Source organism: Oceanibaculum nanhaiense, from assembly GCF_002148795.1.
Lineage (GTDB): Bacteria > Pseudomonadota > Alphaproteobacteria > Oceanibaculales > Oceanibaculaceae > Oceanibaculum > Oceanibaculum nanhaiense.
Genome location: NZ_MPOB01000003.1, coordinates 236,790 through 260,415 on the forward strand (window position 1 = coordinate 236,790; position 23,626 = coordinate 260,415).

A 23,626-nucleotide genomic window follows, 5' to 3' on the forward strand; every position below is an offset into this window, starting at 1 on the left:
CCAGCGTTGGGCTGACCTGCCGTGCATGGCACGGCGATTGCTGACAGATGAACGCCGCCTCCGTTCGCGTGGGCACCGTTATTCCTTCAAATCTGGCATTCAGGTAAATCTGGGAGATTAGGACATGAAGATTCTGGCTGGCGCGACCTGCGCCCTGCTGCTTGCCACTGCCGTCGCGCAGGCCGAGCCGCTGAAGACCGGCGTGGACGGCACCTTCGCCCCGCACGCCATGCCGAAGCTGAGCGGCGGCGTGGAGGGTTTCAACATCGACCTCGCCAACGAGATCGGCAAGCGCACCAAGCGCGGCGTCACCATCGAGGCGACGCAGTTTTCCGGCCTGCTGCCGGGCCTGCAGGCCGGCACCTACGATTTCATCGCCGCGCCGACCACGGTAACGCAGGAGCGCGCGGAGAATTTGCTGTTCACCGAAGGCTACCTGAACACCGACTTCCAGTTCGTGGTGAAGGCCGGCACGCCGGATATCAAGGATCTGGCCGAGCTGAAGGACAAGGTGATCGCGGTCAATCGCGGCTCCGCCTATGACAGCTGGGTGCGCGCGCAGGCCGACAAGATCGGCTGGAAGGTCGAGACCTTCGGCACCAACACCGATGCGCTCCAGGCCGTCATCTCCGGCCGCGCCTATGCCAATGTCGCCGGCAACACGGTGTCCGCCTGGGCAGTGAAGAAGAATCCGCAGATCAAGCTGTCCTACCTGCACTCGACCGGCCTGGTCTGGGCCGCGCCGATCCGCAAGGGCAATGAGGAGATGCGCAAGCTGGTGGAAACCGCCATCGAGTGCATGAAGCTGGATGGCACCATGGCGGCGATGCACGAGAAATGGTTCGGCACCAAGCCGGCAGCCGGTTCCGCGGCGGTCACCGTCTATCCGGGCTATGGCGTACCGGGGATGCCGGGCTACGACGCGACCGAGCACACGCCGGCCTGCAGCTGATAGGTTTGCGCGCATAGAACGGGCGGGGTTGACCATGACCCCGCCCTTCCGTTTCTGGAGTAACAATCTTGTCCCACCCCGCCGCCATGCTGGACATCGCCGGCCTGCGGAAAAACTACAACGCGCTGGAGGTGCTGAAGGGCATCGACCTTGAGGTGGCGCCGCAGGAGCTGGTCTTCGTCATCGGCCCCTCCGGTTCCGGCAAGAGCACGCTGCTGCGCTGCTGCAACCTGCTGGAAGTACCGGACGAGGGTTCGATCCGCGTCGATGGCGTGGAGCTGCTGGACCCGCGCACCGACATCAACCGCATGCGCCAGCGCATCGGCATGGTGTTCCAGTCCTTCAACCTCTACCCGCATATGAGTGTGCTGGCCAACGTCATGCTGGCACTGCGCAAGGTACTGAAGAAGAACCGGGCGGAGGCGCGTGAGATCGCCGAGGCGGCGCTGGCCCGGGTCGGGCTTGGCGACAAACTGGAGGCTTATCCCGCGCAGCTTTCCGGCGGCCAGCAGCAGCGCGCGGCGATTGCCCGCGCCATGGCGCTGGAGCCGAAGATCATGCTGTTTGACGAGCCGACCTCGGCGCTGGACCCGGAGCTGGTCGGCAGCGTGCTGCAGGTGATGCATGAGCTGCGCGACGCCGGCATGACGATGATGGTGGTCAGCCACGAGATGCGCTTCGCCCGCGACGCCGCCGACCGCGTGGTGTTCATGGATGCCGGGGTGATCGTGGAACAGGGCACGCCGGCCGCGATATTCGGATCGCCCGAGCAGGAGCGCACCCGCGCCTTCCTCGCCAACTTCCAGGCATAACCCCATGAACGGGCTGGATATCTTCCTCGACGCCTTCTTCAACCAGAAGGTCATCGACAAATATTTGCCGGACATTCTCTGGGGCATGGTGGTGACCGTGCAGGTGGCACTGGCGGTCGTCGCCACCGGCATCGTGCTCGGCCTGGGGCTGGCGGCGATCCGCAGCTTCCACATCAGGCCTGTGAACTGGCTGATCGTCGGCTTCGTCGATATCTTCCGCGCGCTGCCGCCGCTGGTGGTCATCCTGATCGTCTATTTCGGCCTGCCCAATGTTGGCATCAGCCTGTCCAGCTTCGCCGTGCTGTGGCTGGTGCTCTCCCTGGTGCTGGCGGCGTTTTCCGAGGAAATCTTCTGGGCCGGCATCGCCTCCATCCGCAAGGGCCAGTGGGAAGCGGCGCGCTCCACCGGGCTGACGCTCGCCCAGACGCTGGGCTACATCATCCTGCCGCAGGCGGTGCGCATTACCGTGCCGCCGCTGACCAACCGCACCATCGCCATCACCAAGAACACGGCGCTGGGTGCGGTCATCGGCGTCCCGGAAATCCTGATGCAGGCGCAGACCGCACAGAGCTTTTCCGGCAATGCCACACCGCTGCTGCTGGGCTCGCTCGCCTATGTCGCGCTGTTCGTGCCGGTGGTGATCCTCGGGCGCTGGCTGGAAACCCGCTTCGCCTGGGACCGGGCATAGGAGCCGCGCATGGATTTGCTGCTCGACCAGTTCTTCAATCTCGACATCATGCGCCAGGTGCTGCCGCTGCTGCTGCGCGGCCTCGGCATGACGCTGCTGCTGTGCCTCGCCGTGATCCCGCTGGGCCTTGTCGGCGGCCTCGCCATCGCGCTGATCTGCACCAGCCGCAATAAGCCGCTGCGCTGGGCCGCCTTCGTGCTGGTCGATTTCTTCCGTGCCGTGCCGCCGCTGGTGCTGCTGATCTTCCTCTATGCCGGCCTGCCCTTCATCGGCATTCGCCTGTCGCCTTTCCTGGCGGTGTGCCTCGCCTTCTTCCTGAACACCGGCGCCTATTACGGCGAGATCTACCGCGCCGGCATCGACAGCATCGGCAAGGGCCAGTGGGAGGCGGCACGCTCGACCGGCCTCAGCGCGCCGCAGACGCTGGCCTACATCATCATCCCGCAGGCCGTGCGCAACGTGCTGCCGGACCTCGTCTCCAACACGGTGGAGGTGGTGAAGCTGACCTCCATCGCCAGCGTGGTGGCCCTGCCGGAGCTGCTCTACGCCGCCGACATGGCACGCTCCGTCACCTACAACCCATCCAGCCTGGTGCTGGCGGCGGCGATCTATCTGGCACTGCTGTGGCCCTGCGTCAGGCTGCTGAGCCGGCTGGAGCATCGCGCCGGGCGTTAGAGGGCGTGCCGTAACGGCCCGGCCAGATCGCCGTCGGCGCCGGCCTCCACCCGCTCCAGACCCAGCCAGCGCGCCATCCGGTGCAGTTCCTCCGCCAGCGGGCCGGCGATCTTGCGGTGGTCCTGCCCGGCCTCGGCATGGGCGGCATGGACGCGCAAGGTATGCGCGGCGCGGTCCGCCTTGGCATCCACCCGCGCCACCAGCCGGTCGCCCAGCAGGAAGGGCAGTACGTAATAGCCATATTGGCGCTTTTCCTGCGGCGTGTAGAATTCCAGCCGGTAGCGGAAGCCGAAGAGGCGTTCCGTGCGGTCGCGCTCCCACACCAGCGAATCGAAGGGCGAGAGCAGCGCCTGCGCCTTCACCCGGCCCGGCAGGCGTGCATCCCGGTGCAGATAGGCCTGGTGCTTCCAGCCGGAAACCGTGACCGGCAGCAGATCGCCCGCCTCCACCAGCTCGGCCAGCCGGCCCCGGGCATCGGCGACGTCGAGGCGGAAATAGTCGCGCAGGTCGCGTTCGGTCGCCACGCCCATCGCCTGTGCCGAAATCCGCATCAGCTCGCGCTGCGCATCGGCCTCCGACGGGGTCGGGATATCGACGATGGCGTGCGGCAGCACGCGTTCCGTCAGATCATAGACGCGCTCGAAATTACGCCGCGTGGCGGTGGTGACGATGCCGGCCCAGAACAGCCATTCCATGGCGATCTTGCCGTCGCTCCAGCCCCACCAGGCGCCGCGCGATTCGCCGGCCATACTGAGTTCCGAGGCGCCAAGCGGCCCGCGGTCGCGCAGTTCCGCCAGCACCTCGCCAATATAGGGTTGCCGCTCCCGGCCAAACCGCGCGAGGCTCTTGTACAGCCCCTCGCCGCGTTCCGCCCGCGCCATGCGCCAGCGCATCAGCGGCTGCAGTTCCAGCGGCAGGAGCGAGGCTTCATGCCCCCAATATTCGAACAGGCCGCGCCGCTTGCCGCGATAGGCGTGGCGGTCCAGCAAATCGTGCTCGTAATGGCCCAGGCGGGAAAACATCGGCAGATAGTGCGAACGCACCAGCACATTCACCGAATCCATCTGCAGCAGACCGATGCGCTCGAAGGTGCCGCGCAGATGGCGCAGCGCCACGGCGGCGGGCTGACGGCCCCCAAAACCCTGCGCCGCCAGTGCGATGCGCCGCGCCTCCGCCGGCGTCAGCCGGCCGGCATCCTTCCAGACAGCCATATCCTCTCCCCCTGCATATCGCCTGCGGGAGTTTGGAACAAAAAAGGAACTTTGAGAAGACTCAGCTGGCGGAACGCAGACCTGGGTCGTTATCCACATAGAGGACGCTGCGGTTGCGGCCGCCACGCTTGGCCATGTAGAGCGCCTCATCTGCCCGCGCGATCGCCGTCATCAGGTCGTCGTCAGACTCATCGACACCCGCGACCCCGATGCTGACGGTAACGCTCACCAGCACCGACTCGACCGATATCGGGTTGCTTTCGACCCGCTTGCGCAGCCGCTCGGCCAGCTTCATGCCGCCGCTCAGCGAGCTGCAGGACAGGATGGCGATTTCCTCTCCGCCCAACCGGCAGATCACATCATCGCCGCGCGCCACGGCCAGGCATTGCCAGGCGATGGCCTGGATCACCTTGTCGCCGACCAGATGGCCATGCAGGTCGTTCACTACTTTGAAATGATCGATGTCCAGCAGCAGGACCGACAGGTCGCCGCCGGTCTCCTGTATCTGCTTCATCAGGCCCTGACCACGCGCTTCCAGCCCGCGCCGGTTCAGCAGCCCGGTCAACGCGTCGCGCTCCGCCAGCTCGATCAGGCTCTGATTGACCGCCTGCAGTTCAGAGGTTTTTTCGGCGATCTGGCTTTCCACTTGGCTGTGCATCTGTTCGACCGCACCCTCGGCCCGCTGCAGGCGCCGCACCAGGGCGCGCAGCGATTGCGAGAGTGCCACCAGCTCGCGGTTGCCGAACAGCCTCGGCAGATTAACCTCGCGCGGATCATGACCCAGCATCTCGGCTGTTTCGCGCAGCTTATTCAGCGGCGCCGCCAGGCGGCGGGCCGTGAACCAGCCCAGGATCATCGCGAGAATGGTCAGCGCCAGGCCGATGACAGCAATGAGCATCTGCAGCCGGACGACCGGTTCCAGCACATTATCCGTTGGCTGCACCGACAGGACCACCCAGCCGAGGCCCGGATAATCGCGGAACCCCTCTGTCGCATGAAAGCCGACGATGCTGTCATGCCCGTTCACCACCTCACGCAGAAACCCGTTCTTGCCCTGGCGTGCCCGTTTCAGGGCCTCCAGCCCGGAGTAATCCTCGCCAAACGGGCCGCCGACCAGAACCCGCCCCTCCATATCCAGAACCTTGAAGGAGCGCTGCGACTCCAGATCCTCGGCCGATTGCGTCGCATCGCGAACGTCACGCAGCCAGTTCGCCGACAGGTGCGCGCCCAGCACCCCAAGCACCGAACCGTCGCGCGCCAGAATCGGGGCGGAAACATCGATAAAGCGCAGCGGCTCCAGCTCCGTTGCCCCCATCAGCCGGGCCAGAAGCATGGCGTCATGGACGTCGCCGACATAGGGGCCCTTCAGCGCCTCCTGAAACCAGCCCCTGCTGCTGACATCCTGGCCAACCAGCATGTCGCCGGTCGCCGCCTTCACCGTGCCATCGGTTTTTACAATGCCAATCCAGTTGTAAAGCGGATAAGAGAGTTTCATGCGGTCCAGCAGCGAGGCAAGCTGCCGGTCCGATGCCTGCTCCAGATTCAAGATGAAATGCATGTTCGCGAGATTGGCAATGTCGCGGAAGCGCTCGTACATGCCATGATCCAGCGCCTTCTGCATGATCGTGGCGCGCACAGCAAGATCGTTACCGATCCGCTGCTGCAGCCGGTGCGATGCATAGAAATTCACGGCCAGCGCCGACAGGAAGATAAGCAGCGCCATCAACGCACCGATGGCGATGCCGAGCTGCGTCGACAGTGAGAGACGGTCCAGGAAATTCTTTGTTCGCATAAGGGCTGTCCGCAAAAAATTCCCTGAGAGCCTAACGCCTACATATTAACAAATACATAAGCATGTATTCGCGGGAAACCTTAAAACGAAAAACACCGTCGATAAAAGGCCCCTAAGTCTAGCGAATCTTTCCCAACGCCGCGGTAAATCCTTTCAGCGAGACCGGCAGATCGACCGACTTGCCGCCATGGTCGTTCACGGAGACGGTCAGGGTCGTGCCGGCACGCAGGGCGCCAAGATCCACCTCAGTCATCTGCCAGGGCGCGATGCAGCCCTGCGGCTCGCAATGCCGGTACGGGATCGTCTTGGGCGCGCCCTGGTCGATCTTCAGCGATACGCCAGCAGGCAGCAGTACGCCCAGCGGCAGCACGAGCACCGCCTGCGGCGGCGTTTTCTCGCCCGTGTAGCCGACGACCATCACCAGCACCTCGCGCTTGCTGTTGCGGTCGGACAGCACCTGCACCATCTCGCAGCGCTTCGGCTGGTTCGCCTGAGCTTCGAGGCAGCGCACTACCCAGTCCTGCACCTGTTCGCGGGTCTGGTTCGGGGCCGGCTGACCACCCTGGCCCTGGCGGTTTTGCGCCGGCGCCGGCGCCGTTTGGCCTTGCGCGGTCTGCGCGTGCACCGTCTGGGTGAGAGCAGGAACACAAAGCGACGCCGCCAGAACGGCCGTCAGGACCGCAAGCTGGCGGGTAAAAAGAACGGAGGACAAGATCATTTCTCCATGGACTATACCGAACCCCGGCGCATCCCTAACACGCCGGAACCCGACAACGCTATCGCGGCATTGTGGCGGCCACTAGGCAGCCAGCTTATTGTCCGGCGCCAGCCTATTGTTCGACGAAGGCCTTCTCGACGACATAATGGCCCGGTTCCGACTGGCTGCCCTCGACGAAGCCCTTGCCTTCGAGGATCACCCGCAGATCGGCCAGCATGGCGGGACTGCCGCACAGCATGACGCGGTCATTCTCCTTGTCCAGTGGCGGCAGGCCAAGGTCGCTGAACAGCTTGCCATTCTCGACCAGCGTGCTGATGCGGCCGGTATTGCGGAACGCCTCGCGGGTGACGGTCGGGTAATAGAGCAGCCTGCCCGCCACCATCTCGCCGAAGAATTCGTTGTTCGGCAGGTCGGCGATGACATCCATATAGGCCAGTTCCGCCACTTCGCGGCAGCCATGGGCCAGGATCACCTTCTCATAGCGCTCATAGGCTTCCGGATCCTTGATGATGCTCATGAAGGGCGCCAGACCGGTACCGGTGCCCAGCAGATAGAGCCGCTTGCCCGGCAGCAGATTGTCCTGCAGCAGGGTACCGGTCGCCTTGCGCCCGACCAGCACCGTGTCGCCGGGCTGGATATCCTTCAGGCGGGAGGTCAAGGCACCGTCCGGCACCTTGATGCTGAGGAATTCCAGCTGCTCCTCGTAATTGGCGCTGACCATGCTGTAGGCGCGCAGCAGCGGCTTGCCGTTCAGTTCCAGCCCGATCATGGCGAACTGGCCGTTCAGGAAACGGAAAGATTGGTCGCGGGTGGTGGTGAAGCTGAACAGCGTGTCGGTCCAGTGATGCACGCTGGTCACGGTTGCCTTCATCAGATTGCTCATCCCGCCAGTCCGCCTTCCTTGCTTATAATCATACGTACACGAACAAGTTGTTAAGACCTATTCTTAGATAAAACAACCCCTTCTTAGCAAGGGCTGTATGCCGCAATTTGTGAATAGGGTCCATGCGGCGTGATGGCATGGCCCCATGCAGGCTTTAATTCGGCTTGAAGGCCATGACGGCGATTATGGCCTCGACCCGCCCATCCTCACCGGCAAGCGGGAGCAGCAGACGCTCATACGGAATGAAATCGCGGCCCGGAACCGGCATCTGAAGCTGGGCATAGGCTGGCCGGCAGTTCAGGGCGACATCGGAAAAGGCCGCCATCATCCTCGGATAGGTGGCGCTGTCATAGACATCTTCGAAGTATTTTCCGGTCGAGTCGCGAGCATAACGCTGGACGACGCTGGTGCCGACAAGCCGGAACTGGAAACGCGGCCGGTCAGAACCCTTCTGGTCCGAAACCCAGTGGACTGTATAGAGAACCAACCAGGGCAGGATGGCCGGCGGGATATCGATCGGGTCGATTGCGGCGCGCGGCGGCGGAACGGAGCCCACAAACTTGCCCAGCCAGTATTCGAACATCTGGCGATGATGCGGATGCGTCAGCTGCGCGGAAAAGCTGGCGATGGAAGGATTGGGCTTTGCGGTGTCGCGTCCCTTCGACGATCTGTCACCATTTACCATCGTGCCCTATCCCTGCCCGGCATCACCCTTACCAGCGTATATTAGATAGTTTTCTTTTTAGACAAAAGCAAAGCCAGCCCGATCCCGCTCACCCCCAGCCGGGTGCTGTCTGCCGGTGCCAGTCCGTGGCCGACTGAAAGGCATGGCCGATGCGCAACGCCAGCGCGTCGCCGTGCGGCCGGCAGACGATCTGCAACGAGACCGGCAGCCCGGCCCCATCCAGCCCGGCCGGTACGGATAGCGCGCACCAGCCGAAATAGCTGACCATACGGGTGAAGCGACCGAGGATCAGGCTGGCTTCATCCACCTCATCGACCGGAATGGCGCTGATCGGCAATGTCGGGGTCAGCAGCGCGTCCATCCCGTCGATACTGACCTGCCAGCGCCGCGAGCTGTCGATGCGGTCCTGCAGCAGGGCGATGTAATCGGCGGCCAGCAGTGGCTTGCCGGTCAGGATGCGCTGCTTGGTGTGCTGGCCGATGGGCAGTCTCTCATCCTCCAGAAGATGACGCAGATTGCTGTAGCCCTCCGACATGATGGTGAGGAAGCTGCGCGGCTGCACATCCTCGCAGCGCTCCGGCGGGGTGATCTCGTGGATACTGGCTCCCTGCTTCTCCAGCGCCGTCAGGGCAGCGCGATAGGCCGCCAGCACGCCCTCGGCCACGCCGTCCAGATGCGATTCCGGCAGCACGCCAAAGCGCATGCCAGCGATGCCGAGGCCGATCCCCGCCAGCGGATCTTCCGCCGTCGGCAGGCCAAGCGTCGCCGGGTCCAGCGGATCGGGGCCAGCGATCGCCGCATGGATCAGCGCCGCATCCTGTGCAGTGCGAACCATCGGCCCCAGCGAATCCTGATTATGCGCCAGCGGCATGGTGTTGGCGTTGCTGACCCGGCCATGGGTCGGCTTCAGCCCGGTCAGCCCGCACAGGGCGGCGGGAATACGGATCGAGCCGCTGGTGTCGCTGCCGATGGCCGCCGGCGCCAGGGCTGCCGCCACGGTAACGCCGGAGCCGCTGGAGGAGCCGCCCGGCACGCGGTGCACCTCCCGGTCCCACGGGTTGCGCGGCGTACCGAGATACTGGTTGGTGCCCCAGCCGCCGCAGGCGAACTCCACCATATGCGCGCGGCCGATCAGCACCATGCCGGCGGCGCGCAGCCGCTTCACCACGGTCGCGGTCTGCGCCGGACGCCGGTCCTTCAACGCCAGCGAGCCGCCGGTGCCGGGCTGGCCGGCCACGTCGCACAGATCCTTCACCGCGATGGGAATGCCATGCAGCGGCCCGGCGACCGCCCCGGCCCGGCGCAGCGCATCGGCGGCATCCGCCTCGGCGCGGGCGGCCTCGGCATCGACATGGATCAGCGCGTTCAGCGCCGCATTGTGGCGTGCGATGCGGTCCAGATAGAGCTCTGTCAGGTCGCGGGCCGTGACAGCGCCATCGGACAGCGCCTGCGAGAGGGTGGATAGGTCGGCGTGCGCAAGATCGGCAGGCAGCTTCATCGGTCAGGCTTTCCGCAAATTATGGTTTCCTGCCGGAAGCCTAGCCTGCCGAGCCGGCTTTAGCGATACGCCGGTGAAACGGGCTGCCATGCGCCTGAAGCCTTGTTCCGGCCGCGCGCGCAATGCTCTACTGCCCACCCCGCCCGCAACAAAGAACGGACCCCCGCCATGGCCGCCAACTCCGTCACCGCATCCCCCCGCATCGATCTCTACAGCGATACGGTCACCCGCCCCACGCCGGGCATGCGCAAGGCGATTTCCGAGGCCGAGGTCGGTAATGAACAGGCGCGCGAAGACCCGACCGTGAACAAGCTGTGCGAGATGGTCGCCAAATTGCTGGGCAAGGAGGCGGCGATCTTCCTGCCGTCGGGCACCATGTGCAATGAGATCGCCTACCGGGTCTGGGTCGATCATGGCGAGGAGATCGTGCTGGAGGAGAACTCGCACGCGCTGCATTACGAGACCGGCGGGCCAGCCGCCCTGTCCGGCGCTATGTGCCGCACCATCCGCGGCAAGCGCGGCATGTTCACCGGCGCCGAACTGGAGGCGGTGATCCGCGTGCCGCAGGGCTGGCACGGCCAGCGCCAGCGGCTGGTCAGCATCGAGAACACCGCCAATCTGGGCGGTGGCGCGATCTGGCCGCTGGAGCAGATCGAGGATGTGGCAGGCGTCGCGCGCAAGCATGGGCTGAAGCTGCATCTGGATGGTGCGCGGCTGCTGAACGCCGTGGTCGCCAGCGGCATTCCAGCGTCAGCCTATGCCGCCCCTGCCGATTCCGCCTGGATCGACCTGTCCAAGGGGCTGGGCTGCCCGGTCGGCGGCGTGCTGGCGGGATCGAAGGAGTTCATCGAGCAGGCCTGGCGCTTCAAGCACCAGTTCGGCGGCGCCATGCGGCAGGCCGGCATCATCGCCGCCGCCGGTGTCTATGCGCTGGAGAACCATGTCGAGCGCATGGCGGAGGACCATGCCAATGCCCGCCTGCTGGCCGAAGGGCTGGCCGGCATCAAGGGCATCGGCATCAACCCGAACGAGATCGACACCAACATGGTGTATTTCACGGTCGGCGGCACCGGCCTGAGCGAGCAGGAATTCGCCCGCCGCCTGCGGACCGATCACGGTGTCCGCATCGGCCCGCAGGGCAAGGACCTCATGCGCGCCGTCACCCATCTGGATGTCAGCCGCGCCGATATTGAGGAGGCGATCCGCGCCTGCGCCGCCGTGGTGCAGGGCTGAACCGTCAGGAAACCTCGACCACCTTGAAGGTGTGGGAATCGCCGTCCGGCTCCGCCACGGTGACATATTCACCCGGCTTGAAGAGATGGCGGTCGAGCTTGTAGAGCGTCTCGTCATCCTCCTCCCCCTTTTCGTAGGAGAAGGCCCAGCCCTTGCGGGTATGGATCAGCAGCCCCTGGCGGATCGGCTCGCCCGGCCAGAACCGTGCGATCCGGCACTCGGCCTTGTGCTGCTTGTAGGCCTCGGCATCAAGGTGCCCGTCCGCCGTCAGCGGCGCGGTGATCTCGTAGCGATGATCGCCGCTGCCCTCCGGAAATTCGGCGCTGCGCCCCAGTTCCATGCGAATTTTCTTCAAAGCCATTCCGTTTACTCCGTTTCCGGCCTCAGATGCGTTCCCAATAGCCGGTTTCCTCGTCCAGTCTTACCTGATCCATCAGCCGGAAATCGCCACGCGAAACCAGGCCGACGATCTTCCCATCCTGCACCACCGGCAGGTGCCGATAGCCGCAATCGCTCATCTGCCGCAGCGCGTCCAGCGTAACCCAGTCGGGCGACACGCAATCCGGCTTTTCCGTCATCACCTCGCGCAACAGCGTCCGTTTGCCGTCCAGCCCGTTCGCCAGCACACGGTTCACCGCGTCACGCCCGGTGAAGATGCCAACCGGCCGCTTCTGCTCATCGACAACGATGATGGCACCGACACGATGCTGATGCATGATTTTGCACGCCTCCTGCACCGTCGCACTATCCCGCATCACAACAGGACTGCGGTGCAGGATCAGCTCGGAAATCGCAGATTTCGACACCGCATCCTCCTCTCGCCGCCGTTCGGCCACTGCCCCCCGATCATCCGTAATAATTCTGACATGATAGGGGCCGGCCGGTGCAGTGTCTTTGACCTGCATCAATGGGGCGGCAGGGCGAAGGGAGAACGGGACTATCCGGGTTTAACGCCGCCGCAGATATATTTCGTACCGATCATATTCGAGGAGCGGCTCATAGTCGAGGAAACGCTCGGCGAACAGCGGATTGCGGTTGAAATAGTCGAGGTAGCTGAACGGCATGTCCGCGATACATTCGGGAATACCGGCGATCTTGTCGACGACCAGTATCGACGGCCGGCCCTTGTTGAAATCCTCGGCGACACTGCGGAACACCATCGCCTCATTCTCCGACATGCGCGCGGGGTCATTATAGAGTGCGCCATTATCGTTGCATTCGGCATAGACACCCTGCAGCAGCCACATGCTCTCGAACCGCATGGTCATCTTCATACCAGTATAGTTCAGCAGGGGGAAATGCGGATAGATGCCCGGCGACAGGATCAGGATGCGGTTGTCCAGGCGCTGCGGCGTGATGATGTCGGCCAGCTTCTTCACTTCCGAATCGGCATAGGCCAGCTGCTGCGCGAACGGCACGCGCGCCAGCCCGTGCTGGTAGAACACCAGCAGCATCAGGGCACTGGCAAACCAGCGCGCCGGGCGCCGGTCGCCACGTCGCATCCAGGCCGTGTTGTCGAGCACCGAGGCGATCGCCGTGCCGGCCAGGAACAGGGTGAAGGCGCGTGCCGGCAGGGCGTGATAAGGCCAGCCCTTGCCCTGCGCATAGGCGGAGATCAGCCCCGCCACCCCGGCCAGGAAGATCACCCGGGACAAATGCGAGCGCACCCCCCAGAAGGCAACGATGCCGAGCAGCGGCAGGATGATCGTCGGCGCCGCCAGATTGGTGCCGGTTGCCAGGTCGAACAGGTCGGTATCCGCCACCCGGCTGTAGAAATCCTGCGCCATCGGCAGCACTTGCGTGAAATATTCCGGCGTCACCAGCACCGCGAACAGCGCATGCGCGATGCAGACCGCCAGCACCGACCAGGGCGCGGCATCGGTCGCCGTGCTGCGGAAACCGCGCCGCGACAGCACATAGAGTTCAACCAGCAAAGGGAAGGCGAGAAAATAGGGCTTCATGGCGAAGCCCAGCCCCGCCATCAGACCGGTCGCGATGCGCAGGCGTCGCGGCATGTCGGTGCCGCCGGCACGCGCGCTGGCGACCAGCAGATAGGGCATGCCCAGCACCATCATGATGTGCTCGCGCTGGGTGAACATGTAGTTCGGAAAGACGATCAGCAGGAACAGCAGCAGCACCGGCAGCAGCGCCGCCGAAAACGCACGGTAAGGTTCCAGGCTCGCCGCCAGCACCGTCCGGCAGGTCTGGAAGGAGGCCAGGATCCCAAGCCCCAGCAGGGCGACCAGCACGGTCGGGCCGCCGAGGCCGGTCAGCTTGGCCAGCGCCTCCGGCAGCAGGTGCAGCACGAAGACCAGCGGCGTGTTGATGTCGATGGCATCGACATAGAGCCGCCCGCCCTCCAGCCAGAGTTTCGAGATATAGAGCAGGACCGCCGTGTCATGGTTGATCGGCGGCAGGAAATAGCCGGCCAGCCAGACGATGCAGACGCTCAGGACCAGTGTGTGGAACAGCCGCGACCAGTCGAAGCCGGCAAGCCGGTCGAGGGAACGCGCGTCTCTGGGCTGCGCGGTGTCCCGCTGCGCCAGATCGTCCGGTGCGGAATTGTTGGAATTGCTCATGGTCGGGTCGGGGATACGCGCGAACACTGCTCTGTCTTGGGGAACGCACCGGCGCGGCCAGAGTTGCACCAGGATCGTTTTATCTGCCGCGAAGCGCGGATAATGCGCCTTCATCCTATAAAAAACGAGCGGTTTTTATCAAATAGCGTGACGATTTTTTTCTTTACCACCTTAATAAACCCGTGCAAATCCATTTGCCGACCATGGGGTGTTCATGTCACGCTGCGGTAAATAAGCGCAGGACCAGCAGGTTTTACCCCCCAACATCGTATATATGGCGTTCGGTCATGGAGCGGACGGAGTATCGCCGCATGGCGGCGGTCGAGGACGGCATGTGGTGGTTCCGCGCGCTGCGCGCAGAGCTGTCTGGCCGTTTGCCGGCACATTTACCCGCACTTCGGCTGCTGGATGCGGGATGCGGCACCGGCGGGCTGCTGCGCCATCTGGCGCGCGAACGGCCCGATATCGATCTGCACGGGCTGGAGTATGACCCGGAGGCCGCGCAGATCGCCGCCACCAAGTCGGGCGCCAGGATCACCAGCGGATCTGTTAATGCGATGCCGTTCCCGGATGCGAGCTTCGACATCATCGTCAGCACCGATGTGATGTGCCATGCGGGGGTGGACGAATCCTCCGCGCTGGCGGAGTTCCGGCGCTGCCTGAAGCCGGGCGGCCTGCTGCTGCTGAACCTGCCGGCCTATCAATGGATGGCCTCCGCGCATGACCGCCATGTCCACAATGTGCGCCGCTACACCGCAGGGCAGGCGCGGCAACGCGTCGCGGCGGCCGGGTTCGGCCCGGTGCAATCAGGCTATTGGAACAGCCTGCTGTTTCCGCTAATGCTGCTGCACCGACTGCTGGCGGCGCGACAGAAGCAGGATAGCGACGTGTCGTTTTTTCCGCCCTGGCAGGATCGGCTGTTCTTCACCGTCACGGCGCTCGAACGCAGGATGGCCAGACACGGGCTCACCCTGCCCTTCGGCGGTTCCGTCTGGATATCGGCAACACGGCCATGAGCGCCCCCACAGCAAGCACCCCCGCAGCAAGCACCCCCCAGGCTCCCGAATACCCGTTCGCCCTGTCCATCGTCGTTCCGGTCTATAATGGCGCGGACAGCGTGCCGGCCCTGGTCGCGGCGCTCAGCGCCCCAGAGATTGCCGGCGACGTTCCCGGCGGGCTGGAGATCGTGCTGGTGAATGATTGCAGCCCGGACAATTCGCTGGAAGTGTGCCGCCGCCTGGCAAAGGAAGCCAGCATCCCGCTGACGGTGGTGAATCTGGCACGCAATTTCGGCGAGCATAATGCCGTCATGGCCGGCCTTGGCCATGCCCGCGGTGCCTACATCATCACCATGGATGACGACCTGCAGAACCCGCCGGAGGAGGTGGTGCGGCTGTGGCGCTATGCCAGCGATAACAGCTATGACGTGGTCTATACCTATTACGCGCAGAAGCAGCATGCCGCCTGGCGCAATCTCGGCAGCCGCTTCACCAACTGGTGTGCCGACATTCTGATCGACAAGCCGAAGGGACTGTACCTGTCCAGCTTCCGCTGCATGAGCGGCTTTGCCGCCCGCGCCATACTGGACCATGCCGGCCCCTTCCCCTATGTGGACGGGCTGCTGATGCAGGTCACACAGAATATCGGCCGGCTGCCGGTCACCCACCTGCCGCGCGCCGCCGGTCGGTCGAACTACACGCTGCGGCGGCTGGTGCGGCTGTTCCTGTCGATGTTCCTGAATTTCTCGGTCATGCCGCTCCGCCTCAGCACCATGGCTGGCGCCGGCATGGCGTCGCTCGGCCTGCTGGGTTTCCTGATCGTGATCTACGAGGCGCTGGCCGGCGAGACGCCGCAGGGCTGGGCCTCGCTGATGGCGGTCACGCTGCTGCTGGCCGGCGTGCAGCTCATCATGCTGGGCGTGCTGGGCGAATATCTGGGCCGGCTGTTCCTGACGGTGAACCGCAAGCCACAATTCGTGGTGCGCGATGTCACCCGCAGCGCCACCGCCGAAATGCCCCCCCAGCCGGGAGAAACCGTATGACCCTGTCCATCGCCGCGCTCGCCATCGGCATCCTGATCGGTGTCGCCGGTCAGATGCTGCTGAAGGCCGGCGCCTCGGGCGAGACGCTGCTGAAGCAGTTCCTGTCGCCGCAATCGATCCTCGGCCTTGGCCTCTATTTCGCGGCAGCGCTCTGCTACATGTACGCGCTGCGCAAGATTCCGGTGTCCGTCGCCTTCCCCAGCGTGTCGCTGTCCTATGTGCTGGTGGCGCTGCTGGCCCACTGGATGCTCGGCGAGAGCATGGGGCCGCAGAAGCTGGCCGGCATCGCGCTGATCGTCGGCGGCGTCTTCCTGGTCACCCGGCAGGCCTGAGGCGCTTCAGGCCGCCTGCCGCCAGGCGTCGCGGATCGCCGCGATCACCTGCTCCATCTGTGCATCGGCAAGCTGCGGGAACATCGGCAGGCTGAGGACCGCCAGCGCCGCCGCCTCGGTGCGCGGCAGCCCGCCCGCGCCCAGCGGCACACGGCCCTTATAGGCCGGCTGCAGATGCACCGGCACCGGATAATGCACCAGCGTGCCGACACCCCTCTCACGCAAGGCCGCCTGCAGCGCGTCGCGCCTGCCCGGCGCCTCCACCACATACTGGTGATAGACCGGCTCGGCCCCCGGACGGGTCAGCGGCAGGCGCAGCCCCTCGATGCCCGCAAGCCCCTTATCGTACACGGCAGCAATGGCGCGGCGGCGTTCCGTATCGGCCGGCAGGTGCGACAGCTTCACGCGCAGGATCGCCGCCTGCAGCGGGTCGAGCCGGCTGTTCATGCCGGCAATCGCGCTGACATAGCGCTCGCGCCAGCCATATTCACGCAGTTCTTTCAGCGCCGTGGTGAGTTCCGGATCGTCGGTGGCGACGATGCCGCCATCGCCGATGGCGCCCAGATTCTTCGTCGGATAGAGGCTGTAGGCGGCGATCCGCCCGAACCGCCCGACCATCGTGCCATCCAGCGTCGCACCATGCGCCTGGGAATTATCCTCCAGCACGGCCAGCCCGTGCTGCTCCGCAATCGCCATGATCTCATTCATCGCCGCCGGCTGGCCATAGAGATGCACCGGGATGATGGCCTTCGGCTTCGGCGCGCCGGATGGCCAGGCAGCCAGCGTCGCCGCCAGCTTCTCGGGATCGAGGCCATGGCAGACATCGACATCGACCAGCACCGGCATGGCCCCCACCAGCTCCACCGCCGCCACGGTGGCGACCGCGGTGTGCGAGACGGTGATGACCGCATCGCCCGGCCCGATGCCCAGCGCCCGCAGCGCCAGGATCAGCGCATCGGTGCCGCTGGCCACGGCCACGGCATGGCGCACACCGGCATAGGCGGCGAATTCCTGCTCGAAACCCTCGACCTCCGGCCCCAGGATATAGCGCCCGCTCTCCAGCACGCGGGAAATCGCGGCATCGATCTCCGCCTTGCGTTCGTGATAGGCGGCCTTCGGATCGGTCTGCGGGATCATCGGATCGGCTTTCAGAGATAATGTTCGGCGTTGGCCCGGTAGTAGGCGATTGTGCGGCGCAGCCCTTCTTCCAGATCGATATGCGGCTGCCAGCCGGTCGCAGTACGGAACGGTGTGTCGTCGCAGTAATAATCGCCGATATCGATCTTCTTGCGCTCTTCCGGGAAGATTTTCCGCTCGAAACTGCCGCTGCCGGCGATGCGCACCAGCAGCTCGGCAAGGTCGAGCAGGCTGACGGCCGGACAGCCGCCGAGATTATAGACATGCCCGACCGAGGCATCCGAGTGGGCGGTCGCCAGCAGCGCGTCCACCAGATCCTCGACATAGGAGAAATCGCGCAGCTGGTCGCCGCCCCATACCTCGAAACGGGTTCCCTCGACGGCATGGCGCACCCAGATGCCGAGGAAGGTCTGCTTGGCGTCGCGGATACGCATGCGCGGGCCGAACACGTTGGTCAGCCTCAGCGCCGTGGTGCGCATGCCGTAAATCTTGGCATAGAGCATGTGATAGCTCTCCGCCGCGTATTTATGCACGCCGTTGATGTCCGGCGGATTGATCGGATGATCCTCGTCCACCGGCAGGTAGCGCGGCGGGCCGTAGAACTGCCTTGTGCTGCTGAACACCACGCGGGCTGTCGGGTTGACCCGGCGGATGAGGTCGAGGAAGCGCAGGTTGGATTCCTGATTGAGCCGCATATCCTCCAGCGGATCCTTCATCGAATCCATGTGCGAGGTCTGGCCGGCGATGTTGAAGATCACCTTGGCCTCGCTCACCACCTTCTCGATCAGCGCGGTGGCACCGATATCGGCTTCGATCACCTGCAGCGGCGGGGTCGTCCGGTTTACCCGGATCGGGTCGGCGATGTTCTGGGGGTTGGCCCCATAATCGGTCAGCATCTTGTCAATAAGGGTAACCCTCGCGCCCAGCGATTCGAGCCGCAGCGCAAGGTTGGAGCCGATGAACCCCATGCCGCCGGTAACGACGACGGGAAGGTCACGGCACCAGTCCGTATCGGTTGTCATTTTGGAGGTAACCCGCAGTACGAGCTAAAACGCCGCGATCATGACCGAAATCCCGGCGCTTGAGCAGTGGGAATTTAGGGTTAACGAAAAATCGTTCCCCTGTGTTCCCCTGTTACGCCCCTAGGCGGCCCTGACGTTCGACAGGAAGCCCTCGACACGGGTGCTGAGCCGCTCCGACTGCTCGGCCAGATCCTCCGATGCCGCCCGCACCGAGGCGCTCGCCTGCTCGGTCTCGTTGGAGGATTCGCTGACCTTGGCGATGCTGCGCGTCACCTCGTCGGTGCCTGCCGCCGCCTGCTCGACATTGCGGGCGATCTCACGGGTCGCCGCTGTCTGCTCCTCGATGGCCGCGGCGATGGCGGTCGAGGCCTCATGCATCCGCTCGATGATCTTCGTGATGCTCTGGATCGCACTTACCACGGTCTGGGTCGAATCCTGCACATCGCCGATCTGCTGGCCGATCTCCTCGGTCGCCTTGGCGGTCTGGGTAGCCAGATTCTTCACCTCCGACGCCACCACGGCGAAGCCCTTGCCGGCCTCGCCGGCACGCGCCGCCTCGATGGTGGCGTTCAGCGCCAGCAGGTTGGTCTGTTCGGCAATGTCCTGGATCAGCCGGACCACTTCGCTGATGCGGTCAGCGGTCGTCACCAGCCGGTTGATACCCTCATTGGTGCGCTGCGCTTCGGCAACCGCGTCCTGCGCGATCGTGGCCGACATCGAGACCTGGTCGGAAATCTCGCCGAAGGTGCTGTTCAGCTCCTCCGTCGCCGATGCCACGGTCTGCACATTGCCGGCGGCCTGCTGCGCCGCCGCCGAAACCGAGCTGGACTGCGTATTCAACATCTTCGCGGCGTCGCTCATCGAGGAGGATGTCTCGATCATGGTCTGCAGGGCGAAATTCACACTGCCCAGCACATCCTTGACCTCGCTGTCGAAATCCTGTGCGAGATGTTGCAGCCGCTCGGCCCGTTCGATCTGCACGCGCTGGTTTTCGGCCTGTTCCGCCGCCAGCCTGTCGGCCTGAATCATGGAGGTGCGGAACACATCCAGCGCCTGCGCCATCTCGCCCAGCTCGTTGCGGTAGTCGGTGGCCGGTATCTCCAGTTCCTTGTCGCCCTCGGCCAGGTGCCGCATGGCAGCCGTCATCCGGCTGACCGGTGCGGCGATGGCGCGCCCGACCAGGGCCGCAATGACAATGGACAACACGATAACGCCAATCACTGCGCCAATGACGATCAGGCGGGCCAGATCGGCAATACTGCGCGCCTGGGTCTCGGCGGCCTCATAGGAAGCCTGCACGGCATCGCCCAGGGACGACACCATCGGATCGACGCGCGCAAATTCTTCCTGCAGCGCCTCTTCCGCGGCAAGGATCTGAACCCTCAGATCGCCGACGCGCTGCATGTTCTCGACATAGACCTTGAAGCGGGCCAGCAGCTCTTCCTTGTCGGCCGCATAGAGGTCGGAACGTTCCAGCACTTTCTGGAATTCCTCGAAGCGCGCCGCGATCGACCTGATCTGGCGAGGATCGATCTGCACCAGGAAGTCCTTCTCGTGCCGGCGCATCATCAGCATGATCGCGGAGAGATGGTGGTTGCGGAACTCGTCCAGCTTCTCTTCCGCGGAATCGATGGAGTTGCGCAGTTCGCCCATCAGGCCGAAACGGTCGGTCAGACCGATGGTCTTCCAGGCCTCGGCCAGCGCGCGGAACTGCTGGTCGTAGGAGGCCAGCCCCTCGCGGATCGCCGGCAGCTCGCCGCGGATCGCCTCGCCAACCTTCGGCTGCAGGGCATCGAGAGAGGCGCCAATGGCCGCCATCGTCCCGCTATGGCTGGCGATGCTTTCCTCCTGCTTGTAGAGCAGGAAATCCTTCTCGTGACGGCGGGCATCGAGGAAGGCGTAGCGCACCTGGTCGGACAGCAGCTTGGCCTCGATGGCCCGGTCGGCTTCGCGCTGATAGCCGCCGCGCACCTGGTCACCGATCAGATAAACCGCCGTGAATATCGCGAAACCGATAACGGCGATCAGCGTGATGAGCTGAACCTGAAAACCGATACGTAGGGACTTCATCGCTTTCCTCCGCCTTTCACTGAGATGGAAAGGTTAATTCCCCTACGCTTTTATGCGACCCCTCTTAATAAATGGCTAACTATACCCGGCATTTATTCTGCTTTGCCCGGAGATCAGGAGACGAGCGCGGCCCGTTCCTTTTCCATATGCTCGAAACGCGACCAGACGCCGGCGTCGCCGTCCCAGCTGCCGCGGCTGGCACCCTTGGAATATTCGGTCGCGCGCTGCTCGAAGAAATTGGCGTGCTCGACCCCGTTCAGGATCTCCACAAGCCAGGGCAGCGGGTGCGGCGTGAGCTGCCTGTAGCCGGTGTCGGTCTTCTCGAAACAGCCGAAGACCGTGGGCAGGCGCAGCTGGGTCAGCCGCCAGTCGGCGATGTAGCGGACATAGGATTTGATATCCTGGGCTGTCATCCCTTCGATCTCGCCGAGGCCGAAAGCCAGATCGACGAAATTCTCCTCCAGCCCGACCATCGTCTTGGCGACATCGATGATGTCGTCGCGCACGGCGGGGGTGACCGCCCCGGTCTCACGGTGCCATTCGTGGAACAGCCGGATGATGCCTTCGCAATGCAGGCTCTCGTCGCGCACCGACCAGGAGACGATCTGCCCCATGCCGTTCATCTTGTTGTGGCGCGGGAAGTTCAGCAGCATGGCGAAGCTGGCGAACAGGCTCATGCCCTCGGTGAAGGCGCCGAACATGGCCAGCGTACGCGCCACGTCGGAGACCGTGCCGACGCCAAAGGTGTGCATGTAGTCGGCCTTGGCGCGCATCTCCGAATAGTCGCGGAACGCCTCGAACTCCGATTGCGGCATGCCCAGCGTCTTCAGCAGCAGCGCATAGGCGTCGATATGCACCGTCTCCATGTTGGAGAAGGCGGCCATCATCATCTGCAGTTCCAGGGGCTGGAACAGCGGGATGTAACGCTTCAGGTAATTGTCGCCAACCTCGACATCCGACTGGGTGAAGAAGCGGAAAATCTGCGTCAGCAGCAGGCGTTCCGACTCGCTGACACGGTCCGAGGCCCAGTCCTTGATGTCGCCGCCCAGCGGCACTTCCTCGCCCATCCAGTGGGTCTGCTGCTGGCGCTTCCAGTAGTCATAGGCCCAGGAATAACGATTCACATCATAGGTGCCGGTGGCGGTCAGCAGGCCGACCTTGCCGGTGCCGACCAGATCGCGCGGATTCAGATGGCCGAGATTTACTGACACGCCAGGCACTCCTCGTAATCGGTCGGCGCCTGATTGTCGAAGGCCGGCTTCTCGCCCTCCTCCGCCTTTGCTTCCAGCTTGCCGGCGAAGGCGGCGCGGCTGATCGACTTGGAGCGGCAGTAATACAGGCTCTTGATGCCGCGCTTCCAGGCCGTCCAGTGCAGCATGTGCAGGTCCCACTTGTCGATGTCGGCCGGCAGGAACAGGTTCAGCGACTGGCTCTGGCAGATGAAGGGCGCGCGATCGGCCGCCAGGTCGATGATCCAGCGCTGGTCGATCTCGAAGGCGGTACGGAAGGTCGCCTTCTCGTCCTCGTTGAGGAAGTCGAGATGCTGGACGGAGCCTTCCTTCTCGACGATGGACTGCCAGACTTCGGCGGTATTCTGGCCCTTCTCCTCCAGCATCGTCTCCAGATGGCGGTTGCGCACCGAGAACGCGCCGGACAGCGTCTTGTGGGTGTAGATATTGGCCGGGATCGGCTCGATGCCGGCACTGGTGCCGCCGCAGATGATGCTGATCGAGGCGGTCGGCGCGATGGCGATCTTGTGGCTGAAGCGCGCCTTCATGCCGGCGTCATGCGCGTCCGGGCACGGCCCGCGCTCCTCGGCCAGCGCCACCGAGGCGGCATCGGCCTCGCGGCGGATCTTGCGGAACATCTTGAAATTCCAGGATTTGGCGAGCGCGCTCTCGAACGGAATGCCGCGCGCCTGCAGGAAGGAATGGAAGCCCATGATACCGAGCCCGACGGAGCGCTCGCGCATCGCCGAATATTTCGCCCGCTCCATGCCATCCGGCGCGTTCTCGATGAACTGCGTCAGCACATTGTCGAGGAAGCGCAGCACGTCCTCGATGAAGCCGGGTGCCTCCTCCCATTCCTCCCAGGTCTCGACATTCAGCGAGGACAGGCAGCACACGGCGGTGCGCTCCTTCTCGTCCTGGTCCTGGCCGGTGACCAGCGTGATCTCGCTGCACAGGTTGGAGGTGGAGACCTTCAGCCCCAGCTTCTGCTGGTGCTTCGGCAGTGCGCGATTCACCGTGTCGATATACAGCAGATAGGGCTCGCCGGTCTGCAGGCGGGTTTCCAGGATGCGCTGCCACAGCTGGCGCGCATCGACCTGGCGGAGCACCGCGCCATCCTTCGGGCTCTTCAGTCCGAACATGCCGCCATCGCGCACCGCCGCCATGAACTCGTCGGTGACATTGATGCCGTGATGCAGGTTCAGCCCCTTGCGGTTGAAATCGCCCGAAGCCTTGCGGATTTCCAGGAATTCCTCGATCTCCGGATGATGGATATCGAGATAGACCGCCGCCGAGCCGCGCCGCAGAGAGCCCTGGCTGATCGCCAGCGTCAACCCGTCCATGACATGGATGAAGGGAATGATGCCCGAGGTCTCGCCCGCGCCCTTCACCGCCTCGCCGATGGAGCGGACCTGGCCCCAATAGGTGCCGATGCCGCCGCCATTCGAGGCCAGGGCGACATTCTCGTTCCAGGTGCGCACGATGCCGTCCAGCGAATCCGGCACCGCGTTCAGGAAGCAGGAAATCGGCAGGCCACGCGTGGTGCCACCGTTGGACAGCACCGGCGTCGCCGGCATGAACCACAGCCGCGACATGGCGTCATACAGGCGCTGGGCATGGCCGATATCGTCGGCAAAGGCGCAGGAAACCCGCGCGAACATGTCCTGATAGCTTTCGCCGGCCAGCAGATAGCGGTCATTCAGCGTCGCCTTGCCGAAATTCGTCAGCAACGCGTCGCGGCTGCGATCCAGCTTCAGGTCGGAAGGCTGGGGGCGCGGCGCCAGCGGATAGGGCAGCGGCGCGCGGCGCTCCAGATTCAGGGCCTGCTGATGCGGGAAGTCCGGCTCCGGCGGCTGAACGCGCGGACGCGGCGCGCGCGGCTGCTCGGCAGGGCGCTGCACATGACGCTGCTGCGAAGGCCCGCCCGGTGTCTGCGGAACGAGATTGCCGTCATAATCGAAATCGAAAGCCAGAGAGGACATCGCTACCCCGTCGATCAGGTGGTGACGGGATAACAGGTCAGCCTGCGGGCAAATTCCCCCTACCCGCAAGCGACCCAAAGGACACCC

At 64.4% G+C, this 23,626-nt stretch carries 22 protein-coding genes; 8 read left to right on the plus strand and 14 right to left on the minus strand.

The window, feature by feature from the left end; all coding sequences use genetic code 11:
- Positions 1-124 precede the first annotated feature (124 nt).
- The 4 genes from BKM74_RS06450 to BKM74_RS06465 all read left to right on the plus strand — a co-directional run bounded on the left by BKM74_RS06450 (position 125) and on the right by BKM74_RS06465 (position 3,127).
- Positions 125-952: a transporter substrate-binding domain-containing protein gene (locus BKM74_RS06450; protein WP_086464875.1), complete on the plus strand. Its 828-nt coding sequence runs from the start codon at positions 125-127 to the stop codon at positions 950-952.
- An 86-nt stretch (positions 953-1,038) separates the two neighbouring features.
- Positions 1,039-1,764 (plus strand): amino acid ABC transporter ATP-binding protein, encoded by a 726-nt coding sequence (locus tag BKM74_RS06455; protein WP_086464876.1) that lies wholly within the window; start codon positions 1,039-1,041, stop codon positions 1,762-1,764.
- A gap of 4 nt (positions 1,765-1,768) precedes the next feature.
- The gene (locus BKM74_RS06460; RefSeq protein ID WP_086464877.1) at positions 1,769-2,452 is read left to right on the plus strand and encodes an amino acid ABC transporter permease; all 684 of its coding nucleotides are present in this window, start codon (positions 1,769-1,771) and stop codon (positions 2,450-2,452) included.
- A 9-nt stretch (positions 2,453-2,461) separates the two neighbouring features.
- Positions 2,462-3,127 (plus strand): amino acid ABC transporter permease, encoded by a 666-nt coding sequence (locus BKM74_RS06465; RefSeq protein WP_086464878.1) that lies wholly within the window; start codon positions 2,462-2,464, stop codon positions 3,125-3,127.
- Here the strand turns inward: BKM74_RS06465 and BKM74_RS06470 are convergent.
- The 6 genes from BKM74_RS06470 to BKM74_RS06495 all read right to left on the minus strand — a co-directional run bounded on the left by BKM74_RS06470 (position 3,124) and on the right by BKM74_RS06495 (position 9,914).
- Positions 3,124-4,338: a winged helix-turn-helix domain-containing protein gene (locus BKM74_RS06470; RefSeq protein WP_086464879.1), complete on the minus strand. Its 1,215-nt coding sequence runs from the start codon at positions 4,336-4,338 to the stop codon at positions 3,124-3,126. The two genes, BKM74_RS06465 and BKM74_RS06470, sit on opposite strands and share 4 nt — an antisense overlap.
- Positions 4,339-4,399: 61 nt before the next feature.
- Entirely contained in the window at positions 4,400-6,130 is a 1,731-nt protein-coding gene (locus BKM74_RS06475; protein WP_086464880.1) for a sensor domain-containing diguanylate cyclase, read from the minus strand.
- Between the two features lie 118 nt (positions 6,131-6,248).
- The gene (locus tag BKM74_RS06480; RefSeq protein WP_176342422.1) at positions 6,249-6,842 is read right to left on the minus strand and encodes an invasion associated locus B family protein; all 594 of its coding nucleotides are present in this window, start codon (positions 6,840-6,842) and stop codon (positions 6,249-6,251) included.
- Between the two features lie 118 nt (positions 6,843-6,960).
- Positions 6,961-7,731, minus strand: coding sequence for a ferredoxin--NADP reductase (locus BKM74_RS06485; protein ID WP_086464882.1), 771 nt, complete (start codon positions 7,729-7,731; stop codon positions 6,961-6,963).
- A 154-nt stretch (positions 7,732-7,885) separates the two neighbouring features.
- Positions 7,886-8,416: a PAS domain-containing protein gene (locus tag BKM74_RS06490; protein WP_086464883.1), complete on the minus strand. Its 531-nt coding sequence runs from the start codon at positions 8,414-8,416 to the stop codon at positions 7,886-7,888.
- Between the two features lie 88 nt (positions 8,417-8,504).
- Entirely contained in the window at positions 8,505-9,914 is a 1,410-nt protein-coding gene (locus BKM74_RS06495) for an amidase (protein ID WP_086464884.1), read from the minus strand.
- A gap of 168 nt (positions 9,915-10,082) precedes the next feature.
- Here BKM74_RS06495 and BKM74_RS06500 point away from each other — a divergent pair, with 168 nt between their 5' ends.
- A complete protein-coding gene (locus BKM74_RS06500; RefSeq protein WP_086464885.1) occupies positions 10,083-11,147 on the plus strand; it encodes a threonine aldolase family protein in 1,065 nt (354 codons plus the stop codon).
- 4 nt (positions 11,148-11,151) lie between these two features.
- Here BKM74_RS06500 and BKM74_RS06505 read toward each other — a convergent pair whose 3' ends face one another.
- From BKM74_RS06505 to BKM74_RS06515, 3 genes are all read right to left on the minus strand, one after another.
- Positions 11,152-11,508, minus strand: coding sequence for a hypothetical protein (locus BKM74_RS06505; protein ID WP_086464886.1), 357 nt, complete (start codon positions 11,506-11,508; stop codon positions 11,152-11,154).
- 22 nt (positions 11,509-11,530) lie between these two features.
- Positions 11,531-11,953 (minus strand): CBS domain-containing protein, encoded by a 423-nt coding sequence (locus BKM74_RS06510; protein WP_086465067.1) that lies wholly within the window; start codon positions 11,951-11,953, stop codon positions 11,531-11,533.
- Positions 11,954-12,094: 141 nt separating this feature from the next.
- Positions 12,095-13,753, minus strand: coding sequence for a hypothetical protein (locus tag BKM74_RS06515; protein WP_140056031.1), 1,659 nt, complete (start codon positions 13,751-13,753; stop codon positions 12,095-12,097).
- Between the two features lie 260 nt (positions 13,754-14,013).
- On the opposite strand from BKM74_RS06515, the gene BKM74_RS06520 reads away from it, so the two are divergent.
- The 3 genes from BKM74_RS06520 to BKM74_RS06530 are packed head-to-tail and all read left to right on the plus strand — an operon-like array spanning position 14,014 to position 16,099.
- A complete protein-coding gene (locus BKM74_RS06520; protein ID WP_245825838.1) occupies positions 14,014-14,742 on the plus strand; it encodes a class I SAM-dependent methyltransferase in 729 nt (242 codons plus the stop codon).
- Positions 14,739-15,767 (plus strand): glycosyltransferase family 2 protein, encoded by a 1,029-nt coding sequence (locus tag BKM74_RS06525; RefSeq protein WP_086464889.1) that lies wholly within the window; start codon positions 14,739-14,741, stop codon positions 15,765-15,767. The genes BKM74_RS06520 and BKM74_RS06525 overlap by 4 nt, the downstream gene beginning before the upstream one ends.
- Positions 15,764-16,099 carry a DMT family transporter gene (locus BKM74_RS06530; protein ID WP_086464890.1) on the plus strand — a complete coding sequence of 112 codons (336 nt, stop codon included), beginning with the start codon at positions 15,764-15,766 and terminating at the stop codon, positions 16,097-16,099. The genes BKM74_RS06525 and BKM74_RS06530 overlap by 4 nt, the downstream gene beginning before the upstream one ends.
- A 6-nt stretch (positions 16,100-16,105) precedes the next feature.
- Here BKM74_RS06530 and BKM74_RS06535 read toward each other — a convergent pair whose 3' ends face one another.
- The 5 genes from BKM74_RS06535 to BKM74_RS06555 all read right to left on the minus strand — a co-directional run bounded on the left by BKM74_RS06535 (position 16,106) and on the right by BKM74_RS06555 (position 23,539).
- A complete protein-coding gene (locus BKM74_RS06535) occupies positions 16,106-17,236 on the minus strand; it encodes a DegT/DnrJ/EryC1/StrS family aminotransferase (protein WP_086464891.1) in 1,131 nt (376 codons plus the stop codon).
- Between the two features lie 11 nt (positions 17,237-17,247).
- The gene (locus BKM74_RS06540) at positions 17,248-18,258 is read right to left on the minus strand and encodes an NAD-dependent epimerase/dehydratase family protein (protein WP_086464892.1); all 1,011 of its coding nucleotides are present in this window, start codon (positions 18,256-18,258) and stop codon (positions 17,248-17,250) included.
- Positions 18,259-18,378: 120 nt separating this feature from the next.
- Positions 18,379-20,328, minus strand: coding sequence for a methyl-accepting chemotaxis protein (locus BKM74_RS06545; RefSeq protein ID WP_086464893.1), 1,950 nt, complete (start codon positions 20,326-20,328; stop codon positions 18,379-18,381).
- Between the two features lie 113 nt (positions 20,329-20,441).
- Positions 20,442-21,539 (minus strand): ribonucleotide-diphosphate reductase subunit beta, encoded by a 1,098-nt coding sequence (locus tag BKM74_RS06550; protein WP_176342423.1) that lies wholly within the window; start codon positions 21,537-21,539, stop codon positions 20,442-20,444.
- A complete protein-coding gene (locus BKM74_RS06555) occupies positions 21,530-23,539 on the minus strand; it encodes a ribonucleoside-diphosphate reductase subunit alpha (RefSeq protein ID WP_245825839.1) in 2,010 nt (669 codons plus the stop codon). Before BKM74_RS06555 ends, BKM74_RS06550 begins: the two co-directional genes overlap by 10 nt.
- Positions 23,540-23,626: the final 87 nt, after the last annotated feature.

Bases quoted from the DNA above. Each gene is read 5' to 3' on its own strand.
- BKM74_RS06460 (WP_086464877.1), top strand. From the start codon at position 1,769: ATGAACGGGCTGGATATCTTCCTCGACGCCTTCTTCAACCAGAAGGTC.
- BKM74_RS06465 (WP_086464878.1), top strand. From the start codon at position 2,462: ATGGATTTGCTGCTCGACCAGTTCTTCAATCTCGACATCATGCGCCAG.
- BKM74_RS06470 (WP_086464879.1), bottom strand. From the start codon at position 4,338: ATGGCTGTCTGGAAGGATGCCGGCCGGCTGACGCCGGCGGAGGCGCGG.
- BKM74_RS06450 (WP_086464875.1), top strand. From the start codon at position 125: ATGAAGATTCTGGCTGGCGCGACCTGCGCCCTGCTGCTTGCCACTGCC.
- BKM74_RS06455 (WP_086464876.1), top strand. From the start codon at position 1,039: ATGCTGGACATCGCCGGCCTGCGGAAAAACTACAACGCGCTGGAGGTG.
- BKM74_RS06475 (WP_086464880.1), bottom strand. From the start codon at position 6,130: ATGCGAACAAAGAATTTCCTGGACCGTCTCTCACTGTCGACGCAGCTC.
- BKM74_RS06530 (WP_086464890.1), top strand. From the start codon at position 15,764: ATGACCCTGTCCATCGCCGCGCTCGCCATCGGCATCCTGATCGGTGTC.
- BKM74_RS06535 (WP_086464891.1), bottom strand. From the start codon at position 17,236: ATGATCCCGCAGACCGATCCGAAGGCCGCCTATCACGAACGCAAGGCG.
- BKM74_RS06490 (WP_086464883.1), bottom strand. From the start codon at position 8,416: ATGGTAAATGGTGACAGATCGTCGAAGGGACGCGACACCGCAAAGCCC.
- BKM74_RS06505 (WP_086464886.1), bottom strand. From the start codon at position 11,508: ATGGCTTTGAAGAAAATTCGCATGGAACTGGGGCGCAGCGCCGAATTT.
- BKM74_RS06525 (WP_086464889.1), top strand. From the start codon at position 14,739: ATGAGCGCCCCCACAGCAAGCACCCCCGCAGCAAGCACCCCCCAGGCT.
- BKM74_RS06555 (WP_245825839.1), bottom strand. From the start codon at position 23,539: ATGTCCTCTCTGGCTTTCGATTTCGATTATGACGGCAATCTCGTTCCG.
- BKM74_RS06485 (WP_086464882.1), bottom strand. From the start codon at position 7,731: ATGAGCAATCTGATGAAGGCAACCGTGACCAGCGTGCATCACTGGACC.
- BKM74_RS06540 (WP_086464892.1), bottom strand. From the start codon at position 18,258: ATGACAACCGATACGGACTGGTGCCGTGACCTTCCCGTCGTCGTTACC.
- BKM74_RS06520 (WP_245825838.1), top strand. From the start codon at position 14,014: ATGGAGCGGACGGAGTATCGCCGCATGGCGGCGGTCGAGGACGGCATG.
- BKM74_RS06495 (WP_086464884.1), bottom strand. From the start codon at position 9,914: ATGAAGCTGCCTGCCGATCTTGCGCACGCCGACCTATCCACCCTCTCG.
- BKM74_RS06500 (WP_086464885.1), top strand. From the start codon at position 10,083: ATGGCCGCCAACTCCGTCACCGCATCCCCCCGCATCGATCTCTACAGC.
- BKM74_RS06545 (WP_086464893.1), bottom strand. From the start codon at position 20,328: ATGAAGTCCCTACGTATCGGTTTTCAGGTTCAGCTCATCACGCTGATC.